Origin of the sequence: Caballeronia sp. LZ035, assembly GCF_031451175.1 — a bacterium.
Taxonomy (GTDB): domain Bacteria; phylum Pseudomonadota; class Gammaproteobacteria; order Burkholderiales; family Burkholderiaceae; genus Caballeronia.
The window spans coordinates 113,563-128,123 of record NZ_JARUXS010000005.1 but is presented as its reverse complement, the minus strand read 5'-3'; the positions used below and the strand labels follow the sequence as shown (position 1 = coordinate 128,123).

The window sequence follows — 14,561 nt, the reverse complement described above, 5'->3', positions numbered from 1 at the left end:
GTTACTCCTCCTGTGCCCAAATGGCGCACACCTTGTCATCTACGCGATCGACCAACTGATCTACCGGAGTGCGAATTCGGCGAAGCGTTTCAGCTCCAACATCATTTGGCCCGAGATCGTAGAAGGTCGAGAAGCGCATATTTGTATTGCGCGCCAAGTCCGATTCAGGAATTTCGATAGGCACGACGCGCGATCCATAGATCTGGGTAATCCACCCTTGCAGGATTTGGGCGGCGGGCTTTGACGTCATCCGGGTAACAAGGACGTCGACGAAGTCAAATTCTTTGGCCCGACCATCGTCGAACGCTTGCATCCCGTTGATCAGATCGCCGAACAGGTGCCAAAACTGCACCATCGACGCAAAGCTCAACATATCTGGCACGACCGGCACAATAACTCCGTCGGCCGCGAAGATCGCATTGATTGTCAGGTAGCTAAGGGTCGGCGCGGTATCGACGATGATGTAATCGTAGGTATCCTTTAGTTGCGCCAATCCGTCATGCAAGACCTGTTCAAAGCGAACCTCTCCGTCGCTGGCTGCTCGTGCGGGCAGCATAAATTCCGCATTGAACAGCTCGGTAGACGACGGGATAATATCTACGTTGGGCCAGTAAGTCGGGACGGGGAGGGCAGTCATGTCGAACGGCCTGCCCTCGAGATAAGCCTCGATCAAGGGCATGACAGTTTGAGATGAATCGACCTCAGCATGCGGATTGATGCCATACAGCGTGCTTGCGCTTCCCTGTGGGTCAAGATCTATATGCAAGACGCGGCGACCTCGGCGCATCGAAAGACCTTGGGCGAGAAGGGTCGAGGTTGTGGTTTTTGTCACGCCACCCTTGAAGTTCGCCACAACGATAACCTTTGCCGGACCGTTGCGAGGGAGGGGATCGCGCTCAGAGCGGATCCACGCAATCGTCTCTTCGACCGTGAACTGGCGCGGGGAGCCGGGCTTGGCTTGCGTGCCTGCGGGAAGCTCGCCTTTCTTAAGTACGTAGCCCATGCGCTGCTTATCGATACCACACATCTCCTGCAGTCGAGCAGACGAGATTATCGGTGGCACTTTCCGCGGGAAGGGCTCGAGCATCTCATCGCGGATTTTCTGCAGCATGCCGTCCGACAGTTTCGCCAGGTGCATGAGATCAGCGCCCGTCGTTTTCCCTGCCTTGAGCTTTTTAATGGTGTCCATCGTTCTACCCGTAGCGTCCAGTGGACCGATCCAGAATAATTCGACCAAACCGGTCGAATCGTTCGAAGATTAGTCGTTGTGAAAAGTAAACGCAAGTTAACTTTGCACGTTCTGACGCGTCGTAGCGTCCTGTCCGCGGAGCTTTTGCGGGAATATCTCGAAAGAAGTTGAAGTTATGGGGCGACTTCTATGCGGAACTCAAGAAGGGTAGTAAGGCGCCGCTAGACGGGCTGCAACCCAGTGCATGCCATTCGATCCTGGCGAGTAACTTATTAAGCGTTTGAGATAGCTTGAATTTGCGTTTTAGCACTCATGTGTGTCTCAAATAGGGGCGGTCCATTGCCTCACGTCCGGAGCCTTGCCGCTCGCCAGCGTTCAACTACGGCCAAGAGTTGAGGGATCCGCTGATGGCTAGCTTGGACACCACCTTCAGATCATCGTAACGTTCACGATGTCCACCACAGTGCCTGCCGAAATCAGCGTAACCATGCGAATGTTTGCCAAGTCGCCGTTCACCGTAGGTCGTTGACCTCGAGGCAATGGGCGAATCCGCGGACGAACCAGGCTCTACGCGCTTCGCTCCCCGGGCCTGTAGTCCCGACCATTCGGTAATCCTTTTGCAGCACCCACATAAAAGACTCATCCAGAAGAACCCGCTAAGGGGCTCTGACCCTAGCGCACTGGAAGGGAGATGGCTTCGCCCCTGGCCGCAAGGTATCCCCAGAATTTTCCGGTGACGCGCTGACAAAATCCCGGGTGATCCCCTCGACGCGTCCAGCCCTTGCGGCTTGCCTGCCCGGTCGTCGCCCGACGGTCGTCAGGTGCATGTGCGCAACCCCAGCACGTCCACCCCGAGACCTAAAGGAGAGACCATGGAAGCCCAAACGAAGACCCGCTCCCCGACGTCTACAGCCGCGTGACGGACAAGATCATTGCCGACCTCGAGCAAGGCGTCAGGCCATGGGTCAAGCCCTGGAAAGGCGGCAACGCCGGCGGCCGGATCACGCTTCCCGTGCGTCACAACGGAATCCCGTATCAAGGCACCGACATTCTGCTTCTCTGGGGCGAGCCGCTGAGAAAGGCTTCCAATCCAACCGTTGGATAACGTTCAAGCAAGCATAGGCGCTCGGCGCGAACGTCCGTAAAGGCGAGCATGGCACCCTCGTGGTCTACGCCAAAAAAGTCACCAAGACCGACACCGACGACAAAGGCGACGAGATCGACCATGAGATCTCTTTTATGCGTGCCGATCTTGGCACCGCCCCGGATACTTCCGACCGCCGCCGCCGAGCACTAGATTGAGTCGATTTCGGTCTTCGCCTCCGCAGTATGGGCGAACGCGATCCGCCTAGTCACGCAAGAAGCTACGCAAAAGCGCTGCACGGCTTACGCAAGATTCTTATTTTGAAGTTTGTGCGTTTCGCACACGGAGCATTGACAGCACGAGTTGGACGACAGGCGAAAGATCCTGTCCGGCTGTAATGATTTCGTCGGCGTAAGCAGCTTCAACTGAGAACTCGAAAACAAAGCGACTGCCGCGCTGGCTTCGGCTTTTGCGCACCTTTAGGCTGACCTGCGATTCCTCTTTGGTCCCTACGAGATGTGCGACGATCTTCTCCGCGGTGCGTCTTCTTGGCTTCTGCAGCAACTCTTCCGCGCGACGGACCATCTCGGCCGTGCCGATGACCTCGTGGACGTGGAGAAGAACATCGCCAATTGCATTAATGAGGATTCTTCCGTCGAAAAGCTGCAACACTTGGGCAGGGAGCTGCGACACCGCCACTGCCCGCTTGAGGTGCGATTTACGCCAGCCCAGCGCTTCGGCCGCTTCGGTTATTGAATCCCAACGGCCTTCGGCGACTCCGTTTTCGTACATAGCCGCCAGCACAAGAGGGGAGCTGGTTTTCGACCGACGTTTCGGCGCAACAGGCTCCCGGCCATCTAGCAGCTTGACGATCTGATGCCACGTCAGGCCGCGAGCATCAATGAGCCGGGCGCGGTCCTCAAGCGCATTAGGTCCGTATTTTCTCGCAAGGCGCACGAGTTCTCGCGCCGTGCTACTCCATATTCCCGCGACTTGGAATAGTGAGAGCACAGGAGGCGGCAATTTCGACACGCCAATTGCCCGGTTTAACTCTTCACGGCTCACACTCGGCGTCAGATGGCCTAGTGCGGCGAGAGCTTCTTTCTGAGAAGTCCACTTCTCCCTCGCAAGACCTGAGAAATAGAGTTCAGCGAGCAGCAGCGGATTTCGCGCGATTGGACGTCCTTCTACAGTCTGCAAGACTTACGCTCCATGTTTTGTTCGTTTTCATTCTCACAGATCCGGGCGCGTGGCAATCCCGCGAAAGAACGCCTTTTCCTCAGCTTCTCGACCGTCGGTACCGTGCAAAACGGGAGGTGATACACGCCGAGACGTTTTGGTTCTGTCGTACGCTCCCCTGTTCGTTAGGCTTTTTCGCGACTAACGGAAACAATTCGCCGAAGCGAGGACATTCTGAGAGCTCTTCAAGTGGAACTCACAGCCGTTGCAGGCGCGCTGCTCGAGCGGTTGGCGACGAATGGCAAATCCGACAACGACTCCGACCTCAGCACTGCCCTCAAGAGCCAGTCTTCGGCCGTTGCCGTTCCTATGAAGCTAATTACCCCACCGAAGGGACCAACAAGGTGTGGGATGACGTCCTTGCGAGCGAGCCCGAGCGGGCCAAGACAGTTTCAATGTCCACTTCCACGCGCCAGGGTCTAGATGCGCTGGGACTGACCTTTGATTCACAACTGCGGCGGAATGGTCAGTCCTCCTGTAAAAAGGAAGGGCGTTGCATCCGGGTAATAGGTGTACAGTGAACGCCAAAGACACAACCGCTGCGACTATTCGAAAAGAGCAAAGGAGGCGCCCTTCCGCGCGAATTAGCTTGGCTTGCAACCGCTGAGTTGTTCACTCCACTCGAAATTTGTTCGCATGGCATTGGCCCGGGGAAAAGGCACAAACTCTCCGACGGTGTGGCCATGTATCGCCTCAATTGACTCGGGAAAGACGCTCAACCAGTTCGCCTATTTGCGTGCGCTGTTGCATGGGACCGTCGGTTTTCGCGTTGTTGAAAAGCGAACGTGAGACGGAAGCCTAGCTGCTACTGAGCGCGTGCATGGAGCCGGAGAGGAACACGCGTTAGTGGAGAAAGTTCGAGCGTTGTAAGAAGAAGCTTCCAATCCGACTGAGGCGACGTTCGGACCAGTTGAAGAACTCGAACTGGTGGAATTGGCGCCGGACGGTCGATCAAGCTGGTTCCATTCCACAAAGCGCTCGAGACCATTGCAGCGATCGTTCACGGACCTTTGCGGCCAACTGCGTAAGGTAATCACTCGCGCGCGGCCGACGACGCGCCGTACAACTTCCCCCGACGTTACTTTGCAATCGTGTGTTGACCACGCATAGTCCGTCCTCGGCTCTTTGAAGAAATCGCTAGCGTGGCTTGCGCCGATGAGCATCAAACAACCATAGAGCTATCTGGGTAGCTCGGATGCCAAAGTGTAAAGCTCACTAACTGTATGATCTGTATCAACAAATTCGCGCGCGGAAAATGTGACATTTAGCGCAAAACGCCAGATTGGCACACGGGACCGCTCTTTTCAGACTACGGTGGCCCTCCAGAACAAGTCATGGTTAGAGCACAGCCGAAATTTGCCCTGGTCTGGCAAAGCTCCCAAAAAACTGCCTCTTTGTCCCGTGGGAGAGCTACCCGGGTAGCTCTCGCGTAGTGTCGAGGACGCAGTGCGCGCAACGTCGCGTCATGTTCAGCAAAGGCGCACAAAACACATCGTCTTTCGAAGGAAAAAAAGACGTGCGCGCTGTTTCAATGGTAGCCATTCAATAAGGGTTGCCATGCGTCTTTTTAAGAACAAACGTCGCGCCGCGCTTTCTACGGCTCCGGGTATGTACGCGGAGGAGGATCCGAGCAAGGTCATCTTCGAGACGAGTACCCGACTCAAGCTCGAAGCAAACCGCTGGATGCTCATCGCGTTCGGTCTCGCGTTCGTGGCGGCAGGGGCTGTTTGGACGCGCCAGCCGCCACCGTCGGTGACCCGCGTTGTTGGAGTCTCGGCGGACGTCGGCGGCCATCCCATCGTCACCGAGCTCGTGGCCTACAAGCCCGACTCACAGGCAATTCGCACGACCGTCAAAGACATGGCAGTGCGCTGGTTCACGATTGAGCCTGTTCTGACCGATCGGCTTGAGACCTCGCGCATGACCGCGAACATCAATTCGGTGAAAGCGCAGATGATCGGCGCGGCGGTGGGCCAGTTCCGCGACTGGCTCAAACTGGACGCGCCATTTCAGGCAATTACAGCAAACCCGAAGCTGATCCGTGAAGTGGACGTGCGCAACATCGCGTTGCTAGAGGACTCGACGGTGCTTGTAGAGTTCACCACGACCACCTCACAGGCAGGCTCCGTTGGCAAACCCGAGGTCAAGCAATTCGCGTTGACCTTGCGCTATCAGATCGTCGTGCCCACCGCTGACCAGGCGCTCACGGCGAACCCCTTCGGCATTTACATTCCGTTCTTCCGCCTTGAGCGGACCGCATAAGCATGACGGCTACCAAGTTCAATAAAGGGCCGGTGATCGGCTTGTGCCTCCTCGCTCTGTGGGCCTTATTTGCTGCGCCGGCAGCCGAGGCGAAAAAAGCATCCAGCGAAGCGAGCGTGATGAACGCAGCGATGATCGCGGGCGACCCGATGAGCCCGATCAATCCGTTCAATGGTGGCGCGGATCCGCTGACGATGCCGGGCGACGCTCGCATTGGCGTGTTCCCGTATAGCCGCGACCAGATCTATCGCGTCCTCACGGCGCCGTTGAAGCTCACGACCATCGAACTGGAAAAGGGCGAGAAGCTGATTGCCGATCCCGCGATGGGCGACAGCGTTCAGTGGGAGATCGACGACGACAAGATGAACCATGTCTTCATCAAGCCGCACAAGGCGGATCTCGTCAACACCTTGCATCTGACGACGAACCTGCGCGAATACGACTTCACGCTCATTGCCTCACCGGCGGGGGGCATGTTCTATCAGACAGTGCGTTTCCAATATCCGCGCGCACCGATGGCCCGGGCTGGCGCGCGCGACGATGCCAGCGGCCGCGCGGGCGATGGCGGTCGGGGCGGCGTTGATTCCGGCAGCATCAGCGTGGCTCCGGACAAGTTTAACTGGGATTACAGCGTCGACGGCCGCGCCGAATTCACGCCGGAGACCGTATTCGACGACGGTCACGCGGTCTGGATGCGCATGCCCGCGAAGGCACAAGAATGGCCCGTGCCTTTCATCCTCGATCACGGCGATCGTGTTGTCGCAAACTTTATCCGCCGTGGCGACTTTCTCGTTCTTCAGCATCTGGCTGATGAGATCGTGTTGCGCTCGGGTAAGGATGAAGTCACGGTGACGCGCGGCCGCCGCCGGATCTTCGGAGTGTTCTGACCGTGGCCAAGAAACCAGATTCCGCCGCCCCCAGCGCCGAGCAAGAGGCGCTCGTCAAAGGTAAGACGCCGCGCAATGCGATCATGAGCATCGGCATTCTTGCCGCAGTCGTGATCGGTGGCTTGGGCTTTTACTACGAGCTGCAGGCGAGCAGCAAGGCGGATGAAGAGGCTCGGCTCAAAAAGGCGACTGCGCTCAAGAGCAGTACCGAAGCGCCTGCTGCGAACAGCAACGACATCGATCAGATGATCCGGCAGCAGCGCGAAGCCGCAGCCGCTGAGGCGGCCGCTCGCGCGGCATCCGACGCAGCAGCTGCGCAGAAGGCACCGGTCAAGCCGATGCTCACCGGTGCAGACTTCAAGGATGAGGTCGATAAGGGCGGCGATACACGAGATCTGTCGCGCCGTGCCGCTCAGGATGCGATCTATACTGCCTCGGTTTTCAAGCAAGCCGGTTCCTCGCGCAATGCGACGCAAGCCGCCGGGTTGTTGCCTGCCGGTGTCCCGTCGTTGGAAGAGGTTCGCGCCGCTCGCGCGGCAGCGGGCAGTGCGGGTGCGGATGCGCTTGCGCTCGCACTCGCAAAGCAAGGTCAGGCCCCCGAAGATCGCGACCGCGCTTTCCTGAATGATGCGGCCGCTCGCGGTGGCATCGAGCGAACGACGTTCAACGGACGCTCGACCGGTTGCACGCTGACGCCGCCGCACACCATTCACGTCAAGACTGTCGAGGGACTGAACTCGGACAAGCCGGGCCGCGTTGCGCTCATGGTCGATGAGGATGTGTGGGACAGCTTGCGAGGTGACTGTCTCATGATCCCGAAGGGTTCGTTCATCAACGGCATGTACAGCGCCGACGTCAAGGTCGGACAGGAACGCCTGTTGGTCGCATCGACCAGTCTGCGTCTGCCGAACGGCAAAAACGTGCCGCTCAACGGCATGCAAGGTGCGGATCAAAACGGCTACGCGGGGTTTTCGGGCGATGTGAACAACCACTTCCTCAAGATCTTCGGCGCGGGGTTCATTACCGCCATCTTGCTGAAGGCCTTTGATAACGGCGCGCAGACTGCCACGACGGCGACTCCGAACGGCGTGACAACTTACGGCAGCACGGCGGGGCAGGTCGCGGCCGCGACCGCTCAGACGGTCCTGCAACGCAATCAGAACATCCCACCGACGATTACGGTCGACCCTGGGCAGAAGTTTCTGGTTCAGGTCACGCAGGACATCGTGATGGAGCCCTACCGTGATTAAGGCGCTCGTCACGGCTTGCGCCGCGGTTTGCTCACTGACCGCTCACGCGGTAACGCTCGAGTCTATCATCAGCCCGACGCGCGTGGTGCTCGATGACGGCGCGAAACGCGCGATTGTCGAATTGCCCGGCGAGCCCGTGTACGCGTGCGGATTGAAGCCGTTCCTGTCGTGGGCAAGCCGGTTTGAGGGGCAGGCGATTGAGTCAGCCGTCGATGGATCCGTTGCTGTCGCGATCGACGGCGCACCGATCAGTCTCGCCACGTTGTTCGTGCGCGCAGGGTGGCTGCGTCCGGCTGTGTTGACCGATGACGCGCAGGCCAGCATGACCGAGCGGCGAGGCGGTTGGGCATGCGCTTCGGCGCAAGCGCCGTTTGACGCCATGCATACGTCGGTCGATCCAAAGATTCTCGCGGGCATTGCGCTCAACGAGTCGGCTTATAACGGCCGACCTTGGCCATGGACGCTCAACGTGGCCGGTCGCGGCTTCTTCTTCCGCACCCGAGAGGACGCCTATCGCGCCATTCGCTATCTGATCAGCAATGGCAGATCGGACTTCGATATAGGGCTCTTGCAAATTAACTGGGGGTACCACTCGAAGCGTTTCGCCAGCCCCTGGGACGCGCTCGCGCCGGCGACGAACATCCGCGTTGCTGAAGACATTCTCAACGAGAACTATCGGCTGACTCACTCCGCGGCGAAGGCGGTTGCGTACTACCACAGCGCCAATCCTGCACCCGGGTGCGAGTATCTCGCGCGCTTCGTCAAGCACCTCTCTCAAATCGAACGCGGTCTATGAAGCATACGCTTTCCCTACTCACACTGGCGCTCGCCGCGTTCACGCTCAATGCGAGCGCTGCAGGCACGGACCCGCTCGATTTCGATTATGAGATTGCAGGCAACGTGCTCGAGCGACCGGCGCTTGTTTTTAACGATGGAAGCGACACCTACTTTCAGCCGCGCGCGGGACAGGTGTTGCGCGTCGATGGCGGTCATAGCCAGGGTCCGTACGTCGTTGTCGCGGGCACGCCGGAGGTGATTCATTACACAGTGGGTGGCTCGACCGCGACGGCCTACTGGAAGAAGGCTAATCGCTTTATTGGCGACAAGGCGCGTTCCGACACGCCTGCGGCCTTCGCCGGTTTCTCGGGGCGTCTCGCGTTGATTGGCGCGCGCACGAGCCTCGAAAGCACGCGCGCGTTGAGCGCGACACTGCCGCTGTCACAACTGGTGAAGGCGCTCGTGCCGCAAGGGTGGACGGGCTCAGCACAGAAGGATATCGACCTGACGTCGTCGACGAGCTTCGCCACGCGAGACGGTGAGAACTGGATGCAGTCGCTCGATCGGCTTGTCGCGACCTCTGACCTTTACGCGGACGTCGACTTCAACGCGCATCACGTGGCGCTTCGTCGTTCGGCGCCACAGTCGGTCGCTGTCAACTACGTCGCGCCGGCGGTACCCTCGACGGCAGCAGCACCGTCTGCCTCGCCCGCCGCAGATCCGATCGCCGAGATCGCCAAGCAGAGCGGCGCCAATGTCGCTGGGCCCGCCGATTCGGTGCTTGCGTCGAAACTGGGTGCCGTCGCGATCCGCGACAGCGACGACAGCCATATTCAGATCAAGTTCTCCACCAAGCCTTCGAGCGAATTCAAAGTCGTCGACGCAGACGGCAAATCGCTGCGTCCCAAATGGGATGAGACAACGAATGTCCTCACGTTCAATCGCTCCGAACGCTTCTCCATCTCGAACGCGGCCGACAAAGTGGAAGTCGCGCGGGTGGCAGGGACGGTCTACGAATTCGATTCGGCCAACAAGGCGGCCCTGCAAAGCGTGTTCGATCAGAACGGCTCGACCTTCTTCAAGTTCGCAGACACGGTCGGCAAGGTCACGGTCGCCGATGTCGCGCATATGGGTTCGGGTGAGCAGAAGGGCCGCTTTTATAAGTTCAATGGCACGGCTGATCAATTCATCGTCAATGCCGATGGCAACATCGTGAATGTGCTTCGTAAGCATGACGTGCGGTTCTTCGACCGGCCTGCGTCATGAATCGGTTGCTCCAGATCTCGATGCTGCTTGCCGCCGCCGGACCGATGTTGGCACATGCCGATTGCATCGATGACGCCGCGAGCTATCACCGCGTGAGCGTTCAACTGGTACGCGCGATCGCGCAACAAGAATCCGGCATGCGCCCCTACGTCACGAATCGCAACAGCGATGGCAGCGAGGACATTGGCCTTATGCAGATCAACTCGTCTTGGCTGCCGAAGCTCTCGCGGTTCGGGATCTCGCGCCAGCACCTTTTTGATGCCTGCGTGAATGCCTACGTCGGCACATGGATTCTTGCATCGAACATCAAGCAGTTCGGCGCGACGTGGCGGGCCGTCGGTGCCTATAACGCCGTCTCGTCGAGCAAGCAACTCGTCTACGCCAACAACATTTACCGCCGCCTGCAGCGCGCGAACTGACCAACATGACGCCCACTCTTTCTCTTCAAACGCATCGCACCGCGCGCCTGTTCGCCCAGTTGTTCGCCTGCCTAGCCCTGACGACGGTGGCGACGCTCGCGGCTGCAGCCGATCCCGATCAATCACGCCTCGCACCGCCACCGGGCGACGGATGGCAGATGCTCGCGGCACCTATGGCGCGACCTGCACCGGTTCAGGTCGCGATGGCGGCTCCGGCAGGAACGCCGGTCGCGGCAACGGGTGCGGGGCCCGCCGCGCCGCGTGCCGTACCCGGCACGCAGGCTCCAACAACACAGCCTGGTGCTGGCGCGCCCACGCCCGTGAGCGACTCGCTCCATGTCGCGCCCGTCGTTGCTCCGTCAGCTAACGCTTCGGGTGCATCAGTTGTGCCGAGCGGGGTGCTGTCGCTCACGATCACGCCGCAGGACATCAACTTGCGCAACGCGCTCGATCGCTGGCTGCAGCAGCAAGGCTGGCAACTCGCATGGAAGATCGATGACGATCTGCCGCTTGAATTCAACGCGACCTTTTCGGGCGATTTCAAATCGGTACTGACGCAACTCATGCAGGCCACCAATCATATGCGCACGCCCACGCGCGTGTGCAAGCACACCAACAACGTCATCCGCGTGGTCGCACGCGCCGCCAACTGCCAAGAGTAATCGCCATGCGTCTTACGAAAATCAAATCTGCAATCGCCGTGCTGGTGGCGATCTCGCTTACCGGCTGCGCGGTGTCGCAATGGGACGTGAACCACGCCTACGATGCGCTGAACGCGGAGGGCGCAAAGGCGATGGGCAATGGCCCCGAGTCGATGGCGCTCGTTGAGGATGTCCCGACCGCTTTTCTCGGTGATCGTCTCGTCCCGGTCGCCTATGAAGCGACGCTGCCCGCGATCTTCCGCGAGAAAACCGTGGTGTTCCCGGGCAATTTGCCGCTCTCGAAGATTGCGACCCTCGTATCCAGTGCGGCTGGCTACCCGGTGCACCTGAGCCCGGACGTGTTCATTCCTCGTGACGCGTTCATCCCGAGGACCAATGTCGCCGCTCCGTCGCAACCGGGTCCGATGAGCTCGTCGCTGGCGAAAGCGAACGTTGAGCCGGTCTATGCGCAGCCGTGCAACTGCAAGCTCGGCCAGTACCTGCGCGGCGTGACTGAAAATCTCGGCCTCGACTGGTCGTTCGATGGAACGACCATTTCGATCAGCCGTCTGGTGACGAAGACGTTCACGATCGCAGCGATCCCGGGCAAGGTGTCGATCAAGTCGACGATGTCCAAAGGCACTGACACCTCGACCGGCGGTCAGGCGGGCGGGGCGACCGGCGGCACCGTGGGCAATACCGGTTCGTTCTCGTCGGTCACCTCCACCGGCCGTGACGGCACCTTCGATCAGATCGCAATCATTCAGTCGGAACTCGAGAAATTGAAATCGCCGTTGGGCGAAGTGGTCGTCAATCCGCAGAGTCGACTGGTGATGGTGCGCGACACCAAGGAAGCGGTGGACCGGATGGGCGCGCTGCTCGCCCGTGAAAATGCGATCTCGACCCGTCAGGTCGCATTGCGTGTTCGCACGCTGCAGATCGACATGAACAACGGCTCGCAAGCGGGCGTGAGCACCGACATTGTGTTCAACCGCATCTCCGATGGACTGAAGAAATACGCGATCACGTTCACGTCTCCGATCTCGCTTGCGACCGCAGCGGGTGGCAGCGTTGGTCTTTCGGTGCTCAAGCCCGGCTCGCCGTTCGAAGGCACCAACGCCATCATCAGCGCCTTGAACAGCTTCGGCAAGACGGTTCAGGACAACACGCAGACGAAGCTGACGCTCAATGGTTTGCCGGTGTCGATCGGTTCGTTCGAGACCAAGGGCTATCTCGCCGCGACCACGCCCAGTGTCGGGTCGCTCACCGGCGGCACGGCGGGCGTACCGGGCCTGCAGCCGGGGTCGGTCACGGTCGGTGACTTCGTGAACATCCTGCCGTCGGTCAACGATCACAACCAGATCATCCTGTCGTACTGGAGTGACAGTTCTAAGCTCAATGGGCCGTTCACCACGATCAGCACGGGCTCGGGCGCCACGCTCCAGCAGATCCAGTTGCCCGACATTCTCGGCAGCAAGGATGATCAGACAATCGCCCTGTCGGACGGGCAGACCGTGGTTTTGTACGGCGCGGTGACGAACCGTTATGACGGCTCCAGCAACAACGGTATTGCCGGTATGTCCGGCAACTGGAACAAGGGCCGGACCTTCCAGGTGATCATGCTCACGGCCACCGTCGTCCCGTCGATGTGAGCACGAGGTGAGCACAAGAATGCACTTCGAATCGATTCCGGGGGAGAAGGGCGCGAAGCTGGTCTTCGGGCTTGAATGGCGAGCGTATTCGGCCAAAGGCGCGCGCGCCGAGCGTCGGCATTACGCGCATGAACTTGCCGCGACGCATTACGCCGAGATTAAGGCGAACGACGAAACGATCGCCGGCTTCTGCACGCTGGAGGCCGAACAACGGAAGGGCGGCAAGTTGTATTCCGCAGCGGCGCGTATTGCGATCCTGGACCGGGTTCGTCGCCGGCCCGCGGTGCTGGTGCTGATCCAGAATGAAGAGCGTGTGCATCTGGTGCTGGTGCAACGCGGCGCCGTCACGGCCGATGAAGAGGTGGCACTCAACGCGCTTGCGGATCGACGCGATGCAATCGAGGATCACTGCGAGAAAGCGGGTCTCGCGCTCGCGACGCTCGGATTCGGCGCGCAACTTCACGCCGTTGACGAGATGTTCGAGCTGCGCGAGCTGCTCGTCGCGCGCAAGGTCGGTCTGATCAAAAAGATGCCCGTCGCGGTGCCGACGGTCGTGCCGCTGCTCGTGATTCTGGCGGCGCTCCTCTTCGGCGGCAAGCAGGCCGTCGAGATCCTCAATCCGCCGCCGCCCCCGCCCGCGCCTCCGCCTACCTTCATGCAGGAATATCAGGCGGCCGTGTTGCGCACGCTCGCCGCTCCCGCGCCACTTGCGAAGCTCCTCGCGCCGCAACTGCTCGCGAAATTCGGTGGCGAGGAGAGCAACTTCGCCGGCTGGCAGTTCGAGAAGGCGTCCTGCAATACGACCGGACCGTGCGTCACCACCTACAAACGGCAAGGCGGCACGTTCAGGGAATTCGACGCCCGCGCGCCCGAATCCATTCGTCCGGTGGTTTTCAATCCAGATGGCTGGCATCTCACGACGAAAGGGCCGGAAGCAGACGTCGTGCAACGCGTGGCGCTCGCCGACGCCAAGTCGTGGCCGACGCAACAGGCGCTCATCAAGGCTCTGCAGACCGAACCGCAAAAGCTCTCCACGACGCCAGAGACCCTCAGCAGCCACGGTTACGTGGTGGATATCAAGCCGGCCGAACGGCTGATATCGCGTCAGCCGATGGCGGGCGAGGTGCAAGGTCCGCTCGTGCAACGGGGCGCCTGGCAGATCGATGGCTACAAATGGCAGAGCGCCTTGCTGGCGCGGCTGCCGGACAACATGGCGCTGGAGTCGCTCGACATCCAGTTGAAAGATGACGGCACTGGCGTGCATTTCACCGCGAAGGGCAAATACTATGTTCTCAACTAAATTTCCCCCTCAGTTCGCCTTACAAGCGGCGGTGATCGGCGCGCTCGTGCTCGCCGCGAGCGGCGCGATGGCGCAGGAGAGTCATCTGACGCTTGACGACATCGACAAGCTCGCGCGGCAGAAGATTGTCGATTCGATGCGCAAAAGCGATGGCGCAAACAATGGCGTGCAGGGCGGCGTCGGGCTTGGCTCGCCGCTCAGCGCGCCCGCGCCGGCGAGTGCGCCCGCCGCACCCAAGTTCGTCGAGCATAAGCCTCTGCTGCCGAAGAAGCGCGTTGTCCCCGCGACCTTCGTGGGCGCCTATTCCGATATGTCTGGGGCGTATGTCCTCTATGACTTTCAAGGTGCGACTTACACGGCGCGGCAAGGGTCGCGCCTGCTCAACGGATGGACGGTGGCGTCGGTCAAGGATTTCACTGTCACGCTCGTCGATGGCAAGCGCAAATGGACCGAGACGATCTCGGCCCCCACCGACCTTCCGCTCGCCGCACCCGATAGTCCGGCCATCCGGGCAATTAGTGACCTCGGTTCCCCTCTACCTCCCGGTGGCCTGCCGACAGCGACCGCGTCTACCTTCGTTCCCTTCGGAAAATAA

General features: G+C 60.0%; 16 protein-coding genes. 12 read left to right on the top strand and 4 right to left on the bottom strand.

Translation table 11 applies throughout. From position 1 onward, the window contains the following. Window position 1: 1 nt before the first annotated feature. Window positions 2–1,189, bottom strand: coding sequence for an AAA family ATPase (locus QCE88_RS39055; RefSeq protein ID WP_309911237.1), 1,188 nt, complete (start codon window positions 1,187–1,189; stop codon window positions 2–4). 916 nt (window positions 1,190–2,105) lie between these two features. Between QCE88_RS39055 and QCE88_RS39050 the strand changes: the two genes are divergently transcribed. Continuing rightward, entirely contained in the window at window positions 2,106–2,294 is a 189-nt protein-coding gene (locus QCE88_RS39050; RefSeq protein ID WP_309911235.1) for an ArdC-like ssDNA-binding domain-containing protein, read from the top strand. Here the strand turns inward: QCE88_RS39050 and QCE88_RS39045 are convergent. Further along, window positions 2,225–2,416: a hypothetical protein gene (locus QCE88_RS39045; protein WP_309911337.1), complete on the bottom strand. Its 192-nt coding sequence runs from the start codon at window positions 2,414–2,416 to the stop codon at window positions 2,225–2,227. The two genes, QCE88_RS39050 and QCE88_RS39045, sit on opposite strands and share 70 nt — an antisense overlap. Between QCE88_RS39045 and QCE88_RS39040 the strand changes: the two genes are divergently transcribed. After that, window positions 2,354–2,491 carry a hypothetical protein gene (locus QCE88_RS39040; protein WP_309911232.1) on the top strand — a complete coding sequence of 46 codons (138 nt, stop codon included), beginning with the start codon at window positions 2,354–2,356 and terminating at the stop codon, window positions 2,489–2,491. The two genes, QCE88_RS39045 and QCE88_RS39040, sit on opposite strands and share 63 nt — an antisense overlap. A gap of 97 nt (window positions 2,492–2,588) precedes the next feature. On the opposite strand, the gene QCE88_RS39035 is transcribed toward QCE88_RS39040, so the two are convergent. Then, a complete protein-coding gene (locus tag QCE88_RS39035) occupies window positions 2,589–3,473 on the bottom strand; it encodes a hypothetical protein (RefSeq protein ID WP_309911231.1) in 885 nt (294 codons plus the stop codon). Between the two features lie 1,596 nt (window positions 3,474–5,069). On the opposite strand from QCE88_RS39035, the gene QCE88_RS39030 reads away from it, so the two are divergent. The 4 genes from QCE88_RS39030 to QCE88_RS39015 are packed head-to-tail and all read left to right on the top strand — an operon-like array spanning window position 5,070 to window position 8,707. Beyond that, entirely contained in the window at window positions 5,070–5,774 is a 705-nt protein-coding gene (locus QCE88_RS39030) for a type IV secretion system protein (RefSeq protein ID WP_309911229.1), read from the top strand. Window positions 5,775–5,776: 2 nt separating this feature from the next. Continuing rightward, window positions 5,777–6,661, top strand: a complete 885-nt coding sequence (locus QCE88_RS39025; RefSeq protein WP_309911228.1) for a TrbG/VirB9 family P-type conjugative transfer protein — start codon at window positions 5,777–5,779, stop codon at window positions 6,659–6,661. Window positions 6,662–6,663: 2 nt separating this feature from the next. Continuing rightward, window positions 6,664–7,911 carry a TrbI/VirB10 family protein gene (locus tag QCE88_RS39020; RefSeq protein ID WP_309911226.1) on the top strand — a complete coding sequence of 416 codons (1,248 nt, stop codon included), beginning with the start codon at window positions 6,664–6,666 and terminating at the stop codon, window positions 7,909–7,911. Then, window positions 7,904–8,707: a transglycosylase SLT domain-containing protein gene (locus QCE88_RS39015; protein ID WP_309911225.1), complete on the top strand. Its 804-nt coding sequence runs from the start codon at window positions 7,904–7,906 to the stop codon at window positions 8,705–8,707. The genes QCE88_RS39020 and QCE88_RS39015 overlap by 8 nt, the downstream gene beginning before the upstream one ends. Window positions 8,708–8,721: 14 nt before the next feature. On the opposite strand, the gene QCE88_RS39010 is transcribed toward QCE88_RS39015, so the two are convergent. Then, entirely contained in the window at window positions 8,722–8,904 is a 183-nt protein-coding gene (locus QCE88_RS39010; protein WP_309911224.1) for a hypothetical protein, read from the bottom strand. Window positions 8,905–9,108: 204 nt separating this feature from the next. Between QCE88_RS39010 and QCE88_RS39005 the strand changes: the two genes are divergently transcribed. The 6 genes from QCE88_RS39005 to QCE88_RS38980 are packed head-to-tail and all read left to right on the top strand — an operon-like array spanning window position 9,109 to window position 14,561. After that, window positions 9,109–9,954 carry a hypothetical protein gene (locus QCE88_RS39005; protein WP_309911223.1) on the top strand — a complete coding sequence of 282 codons (846 nt, stop codon included), beginning with the start codon at window positions 9,109–9,111 and terminating at the stop codon, window positions 9,952–9,954. After that, window positions 9,951–10,373, top strand: coding sequence for a lytic transglycosylase domain-containing protein (locus tag QCE88_RS39000; RefSeq protein ID WP_309911221.1), 423 nt, complete (start codon window positions 9,951–9,953; stop codon window positions 10,371–10,373). Before QCE88_RS39005 ends, QCE88_RS39000 begins: the two co-directional genes overlap by 4 nt. Window positions 10,374–10,378: 5 nt before the next feature. Beyond that, window positions 10,379–11,035, top strand: a complete 657-nt coding sequence (locus QCE88_RS38995; RefSeq protein ID WP_309911220.1) for a toxin co-regulated pilus biosynthesis Q family protein — start codon at window positions 10,379–10,381, stop codon at window positions 11,033–11,035. Between the two features lie 5 nt (window positions 11,036–11,040). After that, a complete protein-coding gene (locus QCE88_RS38990) occupies window positions 11,041–12,666 on the top strand; it encodes a type II secretory pathway protein (RefSeq protein ID WP_309911219.1) in 1,626 nt (541 codons plus the stop codon). 19 nt (window positions 12,667–12,685) lie between these two features. Further along, window positions 12,686–13,966: a hypothetical protein gene (locus tag QCE88_RS38985; RefSeq protein WP_309911218.1), complete on the top strand. Its 1,281-nt coding sequence runs from the start codon at window positions 12,686–12,688 to the stop codon at window positions 13,964–13,966. After that, window positions 13,953–14,561, top strand: coding sequence for a hypothetical protein (locus QCE88_RS38980; RefSeq protein ID WP_309911217.1), 609 nt, complete (start codon window positions 13,953–13,955; stop codon window positions 14,559–14,561). The genes QCE88_RS38985 and QCE88_RS38980 overlap by 14 nt, the downstream gene beginning before the upstream one ends.